General features: G+C 69.3%; 12 protein-coding genes. 6 read left to right on the top strand and 6 right to left on the bottom strand.

Going from position 1 to position 12,908, the window contains the following annotated elements:
• Nucleotides 1–88: 88 nt before the first annotated feature.
• Entirely contained in the window at nt 89–955 is an 867-nt protein-coding gene (locus tag ABD256_RS22155; protein WP_344421868.1) for an HpcH/HpaI aldolase/citrate lyase family protein, read from the bottom strand.
• Complete coding sequence (locus tag ABD256_RS22160) at nt 948–2,024, bottom strand: HpcH/HpaI aldolase/citrate lyase family protein (RefSeq protein ID WP_344421870.1); 1,077 nt, start codon at nt 2,022–2,024, stop codon at nt 948–950. The genes ABD256_RS22155 and ABD256_RS22160 overlap by 8 nt, the downstream gene beginning before the upstream one ends.
• A gap of 436 nt (nt 2,025–2,460) precedes the next feature.
• Here ABD256_RS22160 and ABD256_RS22165 point away from each other — a divergent pair, with 436 nt between their 5' ends.
• Complete coding sequence (locus tag ABD256_RS22165) at nt 2,461–3,108, top strand: hypothetical protein (RefSeq protein WP_344421872.1); 648 nt, start codon at nt 2,461–2,463, stop codon at nt 3,106–3,108.
• Nucleotides 3,109–3,130: 22 nt separating this feature from the next.
• Nucleotides 3,131–3,781, top strand: coding sequence for an NAD(P)H-binding protein (locus ABD256_RS22170; RefSeq protein ID WP_344421874.1), 651 nt, complete (start codon nt 3,131–3,133; stop codon nt 3,779–3,781).
• A gap of 162 nt (nt 3,782–3,943) precedes the next feature.
• On the opposite strand, the gene ABD256_RS22175 is transcribed toward ABD256_RS22170, so the two are convergent.
• The gene (locus ABD256_RS22175) at nt 3,944–5,245 is read right to left on the bottom strand and encodes a D-arabinono-1,4-lactone oxidase (RefSeq protein WP_344421876.1); all 1,302 of its coding nucleotides are present in this window, start codon (nt 5,243–5,245) and stop codon (nt 3,944–3,946) included.
• 83 nt (nt 5,246–5,328) lie between these two features.
• Between ABD256_RS22175 and ABD256_RS22180 the strand changes: the two genes are divergently transcribed.
• Nucleotides 5,329–6,525: an amino acid deaminase/aldolase gene (locus ABD256_RS22180; RefSeq protein WP_344422066.1), complete on the top strand. Its 1,197-nt coding sequence runs from the start codon at nt 5,329–5,331 to the stop codon at nt 6,523–6,525.
• A gap of 82 nt (nt 6,526–6,607) precedes the next feature.
• On the opposite strand, the gene ABD256_RS22185 is transcribed toward ABD256_RS22180, so the two are convergent.
• Nucleotides 6,608–7,261 carry a TetR/AcrR family transcriptional regulator gene (locus ABD256_RS22185; protein ID WP_344421878.1) on the bottom strand — a complete coding sequence of 218 codons (654 nt, stop codon included), beginning with the start codon at nt 7,259–7,261 and terminating at the stop codon, nt 6,608–6,610.
• Nucleotides 7,262–7,364: 103 nt separating this feature from the next.
• On the opposite strand from ABD256_RS22185, the gene ABD256_RS22190 reads away from it, so the two are divergent.
• Together ABD256_RS22190 and ABD256_RS22195 are read left to right on the top strand one after the other, a co-directional pair.
• Entirely contained in the window at nt 7,365–8,687 is a 1,323-nt protein-coding gene (locus ABD256_RS22190) for a GH1 family beta-glucosidase (protein ID WP_344421881.1), read from the top strand.
• Nucleotides 8,680–9,930: an MFS transporter gene (locus tag ABD256_RS22195; RefSeq protein WP_344421884.1), complete on the top strand. Its 1,251-nt coding sequence runs from the start codon at nt 8,680–8,682 to the stop codon at nt 9,928–9,930. Before ABD256_RS22190 ends, ABD256_RS22195 begins: the two co-directional genes overlap by 8 nt.
• A gap of 464 nt (nt 9,931–10,394) precedes the next feature.
• On the opposite strand, the gene ABD256_RS22200 is transcribed toward ABD256_RS22195, so the two are convergent.
• A complete protein-coding gene (locus ABD256_RS22200; protein ID WP_344421887.1) occupies nt 10,395–10,799 on the bottom strand; it encodes a hypothetical protein in 405 nt (134 codons plus the stop codon).
• A 13-nt stretch (nt 10,800–10,812) separates the two neighbouring features.
• Entirely contained in the window at nt 10,813–11,181 is a 369-nt protein-coding gene (locus tag ABD256_RS22205) for a hypothetical protein (RefSeq protein WP_344421890.1), read from the bottom strand.
• A gap of 321 nt (nt 11,182–11,502) precedes the next feature.
• On the opposite strand from ABD256_RS22205, the gene ABD256_RS22210 reads away from it, so the two are divergent.
• On the top strand, nt 11,503–12,894 hold the full coding sequence (locus ABD256_RS22210; protein WP_344421892.1) for an NsdA family TPR-like regulatory protein: 1,392 nt from the start codon (nt 11,503–11,505) through the stop codon (nt 12,892–12,894).
• The last annotated feature ends 14 nt before the right edge of the window (nt 12,895–12,908 follow it).

Genomic DNA, 12,908 nt, shown 5'->3' on the forward strand with positions numbered 1-12,908 from the left:
CGAATACTCCTCATCGTAATCAAGAGGTAGCAGTTGGTGTCCGGTATTGGCGGAAGGCGACCGATGCAACCCGTTCGGCGTAGCGCTACTACGCCGAGGCGGTCGTGGCCGCGAGTGCGAGGATCCGGCGCGCGTTGTCGACGTGGAGGCTTTCGATCATCCGCCCGTCGACGGTCACCACGCCCTTGTCCGCGGCTTCGAAGGCATCGATGATCTTGCGGGCGTTTTCGACCTCTTTCTCCGAAGGGGAGAACACCCGGTTGCACGGTTCGAGCTGGCCGGGGTGCACGAGGGTCTTGCCGTCGAAGCCGAACTGCCTGGCCTGCACGCATTCCGCCTCGAAGCCTTCGAGGTCCTTCACGTCGTTGTAGACGCCGTCGAGGATCACCTTGCCGTGCGCGCGGGTGGCGAGCAGCGCCAGCGAGAGCGCGCCCAGCAGCGGCGCCCGGCCCGGCGCGGATTCGGTGTGCAACTCCTTCGCGAGGTCGTTGGTGCCCATCACCAGCACGGTCAGCCGGTCGCTCGCCGAAACGATCTCCTCGGCGTGCAGGATCGCGCTCGGCGTTTCGAGCATCGCCCAGATCTTGGTGTGCTCGGGGGCGCCCGAAAGCTCCAGCGCGCGCTCGATGTTCTGCACTTCGCGCGCGGAAGACACCTTCGGCACGACGACCGCCGCCGGGCCCGCCTGCGCCGCGGCGCGCAGGTCCGCGTCATGCCATTCGGTGTCGATCGCGTTGACCCTGATGGTGATTTCCCGCTCGCCGTACTCGCCGGAGGCGGCCGCGGCGCACACCCGGTCGCGCGCGGCTTCCTTGTCGTCCGGCGCCACCGCGTCTTCGAGGTCGAGGATCAGCGCGTCCGCGGACAGGGTCTTCGCCTTCTCCAGCGCGCGCTCGTTGGCGCCCGGCATGTACAGCACGGATCTGCGCGGCTTGAGGACGGGTGAATCAGGCATTCTCCAGGGCCTCCTTCGTCGCGGCGTCGTAGGCCGCGGCCAGTTCGGGGTCGCGTGCGGCGAGGGCGTCGGCCAGTTCGGCGACCACCCCGCACTGCTTGAACGACGCGTCGTCCTGCATCTTCCCGTCGATCATCACCGCGCCCGTGCCGTCGCCCATGGCGGCGATCACGCGCCGGGCCCATGCCACGTCGGACGGTTCCGGCGAGAACACCTTCCTCGCGATGTCGATCTGCGCCGGGTGCAGGCTCCACGCGCCGACGCAGCCGAGCAGGAAGGCGTTGCGGAACTGGTCCTCGCACGCCACGACGTCGCGGATGTCCCCGAACGGGCCGTAGTAGGGCAGGATCCCGTTGGCCGCGCACGCGTCGACCATGCGCGCGACCGTGTAGTGCCACAGATCCTGCTGGTAGATCGTGCGGCCCTCGGTCAGGTCGTCGCCGGTGGGGTCGGTGCGCACCAGGTACCCGGGGTGCCCGCCGCCGACGCGGGTCGTCTTCATCCGCCTGCTCGCGGCGAGGTCCGCGGGGCCGAGCGAGATCCCCTGCATGCGCGGGCTGGCGCCGGCGATCTCCTCGACGTTCGCGACGCCGCTCGCGGTCTCCAGGATGGCGTGCACGAGCAGCGGCTCGGTCAGCCCGGCGCGCGCTTCGAGCTGCGCGAGCAGCCGGTCGACGTAGTGGATGTCCTGCGCGCCCTCGACCTTCGGCACCATGATCACGTCGAGCTTGTCGCCGATCTCGGTGACGAGCGTGATCAGGTCGTCGAGCACCCAGGGCGAGTCGAGGCTGTTGACCCTGGTCCACAGCTGGGTCTGGCCGAAGTCGTTGGCCTTCGCCACGTCGACGAGGCCCTGGCGCGCCGCTTCCTTGCGATCCGCGCGCACAGCGTCTTCGAGGTTGCCGAGCAGCACATCGACCTTGGTAGCGATGTCCGGCGCCTTCGCCACCATCTTCTCGTTGCCGGGGTCGAAGAAGTGGATCATGCGGGACGGCAGTGGCGGGATCTCCCGCACGGGCGCGGGCGCACCGACGGCCAGTGGTGCGAAGAAGTCCTTCGGCGAACGCATCGACCCTCCAAGACGGCGCTTTAACTCACGGGTAACCGTATCGGTGCCCGGCCTCCGGCGCTGCGGCGAAGCTCACCCTCGGCCCGTTCGTGGACACGCGCAACAAAATTCCGGGACACTGTCCACAGTGGAGTTGGCGGGGCTGCGCTGCGCCGTTCGGTACTCCGGGATGTCACCGGGGGCCGCAAAGGCGATTATCGGCGTGGCGCACGACACACGATTTCGCAGGGTCACGCCACTCAACTGGCCCTCACCCGTCCGGCGGCAGGGTCGGGCCGAAGTCGGACGACCGCCCGTCGACCGGTCACCGACCGCTGAGCGCCGTCGATCGCAGCCGCCCGGCCAACCCGGCGACCAATCCGATCCGCACTGGTAATCAATTCATATGCCGTTTTCGGACGGCGGGGTTCTGGCAGTACGGAAAAGGAGGCGTCTCGTGGCGGTCACACCAGGGCACACGGAGAACACCGAGGTCACCAAGAGCGGTACCCGGTCCTTCCCCACCCGCGTGGTGCCGCGTATCGAGCTGCCCGCGAGTACGTCGGAGCTGGCCACCGAGGCCGCCGCGCAGCTCGGCTGGGACGGCGTCGTCCTGCCCGAGGTCACGATGCTGGGCCGCAAGGTGTGCGTCGTCGCGCAGCTCCGCACCGACGTGCACGCCGAGCGCATCGCGATGGGCGTCGGTCCCGTCTCCGATCGCGCCACCGTGGCCACCTGGACCTGGCCGGAGTTCGCGGCGACCGCGCCCGCGCCCGCCGCCGAGATCATCGGCGTCCTCGCGGTCGCGCGGCACTGGCGCACCGCGATGGCCTCCGCGGTTCCGTTCGCGCGGTACGGCGAGGCCGCGATGGTGCTCCCGTCGTCCGCCGTGCTGACCAAGGACTACGTCGACAACTGCCTGCCGCGTGCCCGCGCCTACGGCCTCGCCGTGGTGACGGCCGACGAGGACGCGGTGGTCGACCTCGACCTGCCCGGTCGCACCGAGCGGATGCTGCTCGACCAGGACGCGGTGTCCCGCTGGGTCAACGAGATGGTCTACGAGCAGCTCCTCGCCTCGTACGACCTGCCGGTCGGCGTGGACTGACCGATCGACCTAGGGTGGTCGCATGCGAGTTGTGATTGCCGGAGGACACGGTCAGATCGCCCTTCGCCTGGAGCGGGTGCTGGCCGCCTGCGGTGACCAGGCCGTCGGCATCATCAGGAACCCCGGCCATGCGGCCGATCTGCGTGATTCCAGCGCCGAACCCGCCGTGCTCGACCTCGAGCACGCGGAACTCGACGAGATCGCCGAGGTGCTGAAGGGCGCCGACGCGGCCGTGTTCGCCGCGGGGGCCGGTCCCGGCAGCGGCACCGAGCGCAAGGACACTGTCGACAGGGCCGCCGCGGCGCTGTTCGCCGACGCCGCCGAGCGCGCGGGCGTGCGCAGGCACGTCCAGGTCAGTGCGATGGGTCTCGGCAGGGCCGACGACCCCGGGATGGACGAGACCTTCGCGATCTACCTGCGCGCGAAGAAGGCGGCCGAAGACGATCTCCGCGCTCGTGACCTGGACTGGACGATCCTGCGCCCCGGCCACCTCACCGACGACCCTGGCACGGGCAATGTGCACCTCGCGGACTCCGTCGACATCGGCGACATCACCCGCGACGACGTCGCCGCCGTGCTGGCCGCCCTGCTCGACGAATCCCGCACCATCGGCCGCACCCTGGAACTCGTCGCCGGGCACACCCCGATCGACGAGGCGCTGGAACGGATCTGACACCCGGATCGCCGCAGTTGTCCACAGCCCGGACCCCGTTGTGGACAACTACCCGCCCCGGCCCGCTTTCCCGCCCGCCCCGCCGAGAGCCTCGGTAGACTGGAGCGGGGTCGCCCCCCGGGATGGGTGGGGGCTACGTAGGTACCAGTAAGACAAGAAGAGCTATCGGCCCAGTACCTGGTCCAGGTAGGCGTTGCCGAACACGCCCGCGGGGTCGACCTCCTTGCGCACCCGCACGAAATCGTCGAAGCGCGGGTACCGGTCCCGCAGCACGACGGCGTCGAGATCGTGCATCTTCCCCCAGTGCGGCCGCCCGCCGACGGCGCCCGCGATATCCGCGAACGCGGCGAAGTACTGGCGGTACGGCATGCCGACGAACTGGTGGATCGCGATGTAGGCGGAGTCGCGGCCGTGCGCGGTCGAGAGCCAGATGTCGTCCGCGGCCGCGACCCGCACCTCCACCGGGAACGAGACCGGCGTCTCCAGCCGGGGCACCAGTGCGCGCAGCTCGGCCAGCACGTCGTGCACGGATTCCCTCGGCACGGCGTATTCGGCTTCGACGAACCGCACCCCCCGGTGGGTCACGAAAACCCGGTGCGACAGATCGCTGTACTCCCTTGTGGACAGGAGCGACGAGGCGAGCTTGCCGAGCGGGCGCACCAGTTTCGGCACCATGCGGCCCGTCCGGCACAGCGCGCCGAACGCGAGGTTCTCGGTGATCTCGTAGTCGATGAACCGCTTGGCCCTGCTCAACGGCCTGCGCTCGGCGTCGTCCGGCAGCCGGTTGTTGCGCTTCACCAGCGCGTTCGTGCCGTACGGGAACCAGTAGAACTCGAAGTGGTCGTTCTCGTCGGCGAACTGGTCGAACCCTTCCAGCACCTGTTCCAGCGGCTCCGGCCGCTCCTGCGCGGAGAGCACGAACGACGGCTCGCACTGCAGCGTCACCGTCGAGATCACGCCGAGCGCGCCGAGGCCGACCCGCGCCGCGGCGAACAGCTCCGGCCGCCGGTCCGCCGAGCAGGTGACCACCGAACCGTCCGCGAGCACGAGTTCCAGTTCGACGATCTGGGTGGCGAGCCCGCCGAGCCGCGCGCCGGTGCCGTGGGTCCCGGTGGACACCGCGCCCGCGATCGTCTGCTCGTCGATGTCGCCGAGGTTCGTCATCGCCAGCCCGAGCGCGTCGAGATCGGCGTTGAGCTTGCGCAGCTTGGTCCCCGAGCGCACGGTCACGCGGCCGGTGTCGAGATCGGCGAAGGCGATCCCGGACCACGCCGTGAGATCGATGGCGTCGGAATCGGCGGCCGCGATGGGCGTGAACGAGTGCCCGCTGCCCCAGGCCCGCACGCGCCTGCCCTCGACAGCCACCCCGGCCACCACCTCGGCGAGTTCGGCCGCGCTGCGCGGGGTGTGTACGCGCTGCGGGGTCGCGGTCGCGGTGCCGGCCCAGTTGGTCCACTGCGTCATGCGCTCACCTGATCCTTGAAGCCCGAGTGACGGAAACAATAAGTGAATAGAATTCGCGTTTCAAGCTCTGGTGTCGTACCGTAATCCGGGTGACCAGTGTGACCGCCTCGGCGTTCGACCTCGCGACGAAGGCACTCGACCCGCCCTTCGCGATCGTCGACCTCGACGCCTTCGACGCGAACGCGGCCGATCTCGCGCGCCGTGCGGACGGCAAGCCCATCCGCGTGGTGAGCAAGTCGGTCCGCTGCCGGTACCTGCTCGAACGCGTGCTGGCGAAGCCGGGGTTCACCGGGCTCATGAGCTACTCGCTAGCCGAAGCCGTTTGGCACGTCGAGCGGGGCACTTCCGACGACATCGTGGTCGCCTACCCGACGGCCGACCACGGGGCGCTGCGGGCCCTCGCCGCCGACGAGGGGGCCCGCGCAGCGATCACGATCATGGTCGACTCGACCGAGCACCTCGACCTGGTGGACGCCGCACTCGGCCACGACCACCCCGAGATCAGGGTGTGCCTCGAACTCGACGCGTCGTTCCGCCCGCTGCGCGGGGTGCACATCGGCACCCGCCGCTCACCGGTGTTCACCGCTCGCCAGGCCGCCGAGCTGGCGAAGAAGATCGTCGCGCGCAAGGGTTTCCGGCTGGTCGGCATCATGGCCTACGAAGGCCAGATCGCCGGGCTCCCCGACATCGCGGGGTCCGCGCCGAAGAACGCGATCGTGGGCATGCTCCAGCGCAGGTCGGCGGCCGAACTCGTCGAGCGGCGGGGCGCGGCGGTCGCCGCCGTGCGCGCCGTCGCCGATCTCGAGTTCGTCAACGGCGGCGGCAGCGGCAGCGTCGAGAGCACCGGCGCCGACGCCTCGGTCACCGAGATCGCGGCCGGATCCGGGCTGATCGGCCCGACCCTGTTCGACGGGTATTCCCGGTTCCACCCGAAACCGGCCGCGCTGTTCGCGCTGTCCGTGGTGCGCCGCCCGACCAGGAAGATCGCGACCCTGTTCGCGGGCGGGTACGTCGCGTCCGGGCCGGCGGAGTCTTCACGGCTCCCGTCGCCGTACCTGCCGGAGGGGCTCTCGCTGCTCGGGCTCGAAGGCGCGGGCGAGGTGCAGACCCCGGTGACCGGCAAGGCGGCCAGGTCGCTGCGGATCGGCGACCGGGTCTGGTTCCGCCACGCGAAGGCGGGCGAGCTGGCCGAGCGGTTCACCGAGTACCACATCGTCGTCGGCAGCACGGTCGAGCGGACCGTGCCGACCTTCCGCGGCGACGGCAAGAGCTTCGGCTGACCCGAAAGCGATTAAGCGGAATCCACCGCGGTTGTCCACAGTTCCAGCGGCCTGTGGACAACTGGGGACAACCGGTGGACTGCTACTCCCCGAGCCTGCTGGCCAGGTACAACTTGATGACGTGCTTGGTCTCCGCGACCACTTCGGCATCCCCCTGTGGAGAACGTCGGAAGGCGAGATTGAGCAGCGCATCGGCTACTTCGACGGCCACCGAGATGGGTGTGGTGACCTGATCCGCCGGCACGTTCAGCTTGTCGGTCAGCAGGTTCGCGAGTGATTCGGACACCACCGAGTTGTTGTCGCGGCGCTCGTCGAGCAGGCGAAGGTCCACCACGTCGCCGAAGTGCACCTTCGAAAAGCCCGGTACGTCCCGATGCATGTACAGGTAGATGTCCAGCATCGAGTCGACGACGTCCCACCAGTGCGAGTGGTCGACGGTGCCGAGCCGCTCGGTCACCGCGCCGAGGAAGCGTTCGAGGTTCCGCTGGGTCAGCGCCTGCACCACGGCGCGTTTGTCCGGGAAGAACTGGTACAGCGAACCGACCGCGACCCCGGCCCGCTTCGCGATCAAGGTCGTGGTCAGCGCGTCGTAGCCGATCTCGTCGATGAGCTGTGCGGAGGCGTCCAGCATCTGCTCGACGCGCTTGGCGCTGCGCTGCTGCACCGGTTTCCGGCGCAGAGCCGTGGTCGGGGCCGCGTCGCCGCTGGCCTTCGTGTCGGACACGTCGTGCTCCATCCTTCGCTGAACAGCGACTTTAGCGTGTCGACGGGCTTCCCCCCGGTCGAGGGAACGGCTAGTATCTGAGAACTTTTCATGTTAGCCGAGGAAAGGTGCCGTAGTGGAGAACCTGTCCTTCCCCCGCGAATTCCTTTGGGGCGTCTCGACTTCGGCGTTCCAGATCGAAGGCGCCGTTGACGAGGGCGGTCGTGGTCCGTCCATTTGGGACACCTTCACCAAGACTCCGGGCAAGATCGCGAACGGCGAGCACGCGCGTGTCGCGGCCGATCACTACCACCGCTACCCCGAAGACGTCGCACTGATGAGTGATCTTGGTGTCGGCGCCTACCGGTTCTCCTTCGCGTGGCCCCGGATCCTGCCCGACGGCAAGGGCGCGCCGAACGCCGAGGGTCTCGCGTTCTACGACCGGCTGATCGACTCGGTGTGCGAAGCGGGTATCGCGCCGGTCGCCACGCTGTACCACTGGGACACGCCGCAACCCGTCGAAGACGCGGGCGGCTGGCTCGTCAGGGACACCGCGGAGTGGTTCGCCGAGTACGCCGCGGTCATGGGTGAGCGGTTCGCCGACCGCGTGAAGATGTGGATCCCGCTCAACGAGCCCATGGTCATGTCGATCTACGGCTACGCGATCGGCGAGTACGCGCCGGGGAAGGCGCTCCTGCTCGACGCCGTGCCCACCGCGCACCACCAGAACCTGGCACACGGGCTCGCGGTGCAGGCGCTCCGCGCGGCGGGGGCGGCGAGCATCGGCACCGCGAACAACCACAGCCCGGTCTGGCCGGAAACCGGTACGGAGCCGGAAAACGCCGCCGCGCGCTGGCTCGACGCGCTGCTCAACCGCCTTTACGCCGATCCGGTGCTGCTCGGCCGGTACCCCGGCGAACTGGTCGAGCACCTGCCTGCCGGGTTCGCCGACGACCTCCCGACGATCGCGCAGCCGCTCGACTTCTACGGGGTCAACTACTACGAACCGCAGGGCGTGAAGGCGCCGGGGCCGGGCAACCCGCTCCCGTTCGAACTACGCCCGATCGAGGGTTTTCCGATGACCACAAACGATTCCCCGATCGTGCCGCACGCGCTGCGGGACCTGCTGCTCGACTTCCAGGGCCGCTACGCCGACCGGCTCCCGCCGATCTACCTGACCGAGAACGGCTGCAGCTTCGACGACCGCGTCGCCGAAGAAGGCGGAGTGCGCGACCCGGAACGGATCGACTTCCTCGTCGAGCACCTCTCGGCGGTGCGGGCCGCGATGGACGCCGGCGTGGACGTCCGCGGCTACTTCGTGTGGTCCCTGCTCGACAACTTCGAATGGTCGAAGGGGTACGCGCCGCGGTTCGGGCTCGTGCACGTCGACTACGAAACCCTGCGGCGCACGCCGAAGGACTCCTTCGCCTGGTACCGGAAACTGGTCCGCGATGACTGACGCCCCCGCGCTGCCCGCGGCACTCGCCGAGCCGACCGCCCGGGTCCGCGCCGGGTGGACGAGCCTGCTGTTCCTCGCCAACATCGGGCTCTGGCTCGGCATCTACGCGCCGATCCAGGTGCTGCTGCCGAACCAGGCCGAGCTGCTGGACTCGGCGCACAAGGAGTTCGTGTTCGGGCTGGTCACCGGGATCGGCGCGCTGGTCGCGCTGGTGGTGAACCCGGTGATCGGGATGCTGTCGGACCGCACCTGCTCGCGGTTCGGCCGCCGCCACCCGTGGACGGTCGCCGCGATGGCCGTGTCCGCGGCCGGGCTCGGCGTGCTGGCCACCGCCGGGTCCGTCGCCGTGATGACGCTGGGCTGGTGCCTGGTGCAGGCCGGGCTCAACGCCCTGCTCGCGACGCTCATGTCGGCGGTGCCCGACCGGGTCCCGGTGGCTCAGCGGGCGGAGATCGGCGGGTACGTCGGGATCGCGCAGATGCTGGGCACCGTGCTCGGCGCGCTGCTGGTGACCGAGCTCGTCACGACCCTCGCGGGTGGCTACCTCGCCTGCGCGGTGGTGGTCGTGGTGCTGGCCGGGGTGTTCGTCCTGCGCACGCCCGACGCCGCGTTGCCGCGCGAGTGGCGTCCGCCGGGGCGCCCGCACAAGATGCTGAAGACGCTGTGGGTGTCGCCGCGGCGGCACCCCGACTTCGCGTGGGCGTGGGCCTGCCACTTCATGATCAACCTCGGCAACGCGCTGGGCACCCTCTACCTGCTGTTCTTCCTGAAGAACTCGGTGCACTACCTGGATCCCGACGCGGGCCTGCTGATCATGATGGGCTGCTACGGGGTCGCGCTGATCGTGGGCGCCGCGGCGACCGGCAAGCTGTCCGACCGCTCGGGACGGCGCAAACCGTACGTGCTCGCGTCGTCCGCGGTGATGGCGCTCGCCGCGCTCATCCTGGTGGTTTGGCAGACCTGGACCGCCGCGCTGGTCGCGTCGCCGCTGCTCGGCGTGGGGTTCGGCGCCTACCAGGCCGTCGCCATCGCGATCCTCACGCAGGTGCTGCCCGCCGCGAAGGACAGGGCGAAGGACCTCGGCGTGGTGAACATCGCGAACTCGCTGCCGCAGGTCGTCGCGCCGGCGCTGGCGACGGTGATCCTGGCGAACATCGGCGGCTATCCCACGTTGTTCGCCGCGTCGGCCATCGCGACGCTGGTGGCGGGCGTTTTTGTTACCCGGGTTCGTGCGGTGCGGTGAAGATCCCTCAGTGGAGTGACTAATTCCGCTTAATCCGGATTGACTCCCCGGGCAAGGGCCGGACACGGCGAAATGGCCGGTCTCGCCCTCGGGGGAGGCGAGACCGGCCATTCGTTGGGGCCGCAGGCCGGTGCCGGTCGGGGGGAGGGGGAGTAACAACGGCACCGGCCCGCGGAGTTATCGGGGCCACCTGGCGGGCAGGGGATTCCGCAGGTTGCGATCTGCAATTTTCAACTTGTGCTGGTTGATCAACTGATGATCAACATAGCGGTGGAGCGGGGCGTACGCCAGGGGATCGGCGTACTATTTTCGATTAATCGCGTTGCCTGGCGGATGCCGGGTAACGCGGGACCGAGGGTCGGCCCGTCTCGCTCGGGGGGACGGACGGGCCGACCTCCGGAAACGGCGAGCGGAGGGCCACCGATGGGGCGTCGGGTGCGGCCTCGCTCACCAGTCTGGGGGAATCAGGCCAGCGCGCGACGGGGTGCGGGAGTGCGCACCAGTGCGTGCCTGCCGGTGGTTTCCGCTGCCGACGGGGCGGCGGAACGGGCCTGCGCGGGCGCCGGGCGCCTGCGCTTCGGGTCCTGCTGCGGTGCCAGTCCGCCCGCCACCAGGTGTTCGTGCGCCACCTGCCACACCGGGCACGGCGCCTTGCAGCGGTGCCAGCGGGTGGAGCAGGTCGGGCAGTCGCCGCGCTCGTCCGGCTCGTGGGCCAGCAGCATCGCGCGCCAGCCTTCGGTCAGGCGCGGCAGTTCGGAGCGGGCCACCGAGACGAGTGACGGGGCGTCGGCCCGCTGGGCGAGTTCGGAGAGCATGTCGAGTCGTTCCCACACGGCGTTGCGGAGAACCTGCCCGAGTATCTGATCCACCTGAAACTCACCGTCACCTTTCCGCCAGCTTGGCGGCTTCGTTGAGCGCGGCCCGCAGCTGGCCGAGCTGGCCAGCGGAGAGCCGTGCGGTCTCACCCGGCGGGCTGACCAGTACCACTTGGTTGTTTTCGACGACGACGGTGACGCAACGCTCGCGGTCGATCAGGTCGCCGCACTGCACGCGCCACACCAGCTGGCCACCTTCGTACCGGCGCGCCTCCGCGGCGCGCGGGTCGGTGACCGGGCCGCCATGGGGGGACTGGAGGGACGGTGCCGGCTGGACCGGCTGCGCCGAGCGGGCCACCGTGACGTGCCCCGAGGGCCGCACGGGGCTCGTGGCTGTCCCAGCACGTCCTGCTGCGATCGAATCCACGAACTCCACCGGTTCACTCCGCTCTGTTCGTCGTGCTGCAGGCTGTGCCGCCGGGTCTTGCAGGCTTGCAGTCCGCACTTCTGTCTTCGTAGCTCTGGGTGATTGCGGTCGGTGTCCGTCCGCTCACATCCGGGCTGAGGACTACATTGCGACGAATCAACGGGTGAGAGAAGTCGTAATCGCGTCATAGCGGCGACCGGCTCGGGTTCCACGTTAAGCGGTCACGGAACTTCGGTAGGGCCGATCAGGCTCTACAAACGGCGTTTCACACGGTTCAATGGAAGTGCCTACGCTGCTTATCGACGCCCGACGGACGGTGAAGGGGCGCACATGGACGCCAACAAGACGGTGCACTCTCCGGACGCCCGGCAGGGACACCCGATATCTCCGGCAGCCTGGGAGCAGAAGGAGATGCGGGCCGTTCTCGCCGCGCGGGAGATCAGCGGGGTTTACCGCTTGCTTCGTCGTGAAGGTGTCTCGCAGCGCCAGATCGCCGCGATGACCGGCCAGTCGCAGTCCGAGGTGTCGGAGATCCTCAAGGGTCGTCAGGTCATGGCCTACGACGTGCTCGCGAGGATCGCCGATGGCCTGGGCGTCCCCCGTGGCTACATGGGCCTCGCCTACGACGAGGCCACCGCGATATCGGTCGTCGGCGCCGTCGACGAGCAGCAGGCTGAGGAGGACGAGTCCGTGAAACGGCGGAAGTTCCTCGCGCACGCCGCCCAGGTGACGATGGGGGCAGCGGTCTTCGGGCCGACCTCCGAGGCATGGGCGTCGAGTCCCGCGAGGACGCCGGCACCCGGTCGCATCGGGATGACCGATGTGCGGCTGGTGGAGGCCGCGACCAGGGCGCTGCGCGCCCTCGACTACCAGTACGGCGGCGGGTTCTGCCGCGACGCCGTGGTGGCGCAGCTGTCCTGGGGACAGCAGATGCTGGAGTCCAGCGCCGTCGACGTGGTGAAGTCGCGCCTCTTCGTAGCACTGGCCGATCTGCACAGCCTCGCCGGCTGGACCTCGTTCGACACCGGGCTGGTCGATTCGGCGCGCGGGCATTTCGCGAACGCCCTCGACCTGGCGAAACAGGGCGAGAACCACCCGCTGGTGGCGAACGTGCTGTACCGGATGGGCCGCGTCTACCTGCACGAGAACGCCCCGAACGACGCGCTGAAGCTGTTCCAGCTCGGCCAGATCGCCGCGCAGGAGGCCGGTTCGGAGCTCGCGGTCTCGATCCTGTGCGCCAACGAGGCGTGGGCGTACGCGCTGATGGGCAACGCCGAGCAGGCCATGAAGTTGCTCGGCCGCAGCAAGTCCGAGTTCGATCGCGCGGACCACGACAACGTCGAGACGTGGGCGAAGTTCTTCAACGAGACCGACGTCCACGCGATGATCGGCACCGTGCACACGGTGCTGGCGCAGAAGGTCGACGTGGCGCACACCAAGTACGCGATCCCGGCGCTGAGCAGGGCGATCGGCGCCTACGGCGATGACATGGCCCGCAGCAGGACGTTCAACCTGAGCGCGCTGGCGACGAACCACCTGCTCGAGGGCGACATCGACCACGGCGCCAAAGTTGGCCGTGCCGCGCTCGACGCGGCCGACGGCCTGAGGTCCCACCGGATCAAGGACCGGATGAAGCCCCTCAAGGAAGAGGCCGACCGCAGGCGGAACAACGTGGACGCGAGGGATCTCGCCGAGCGGATCAACGCGTTCTACGCCGCATAACCGCGGGGGTGGAC

Origin of the sequence: Amycolatopsis minnesotensis (genome assembly GCF_039529815.1) — a bacterium.
In the GTDB taxonomy this organism is placed as follows: Bacteria; Actinomycetota; Actinomycetes; order Mycobacteriales; family Pseudonocardiaceae; genus Amycolatopsis; species Amycolatopsis minnesotensis.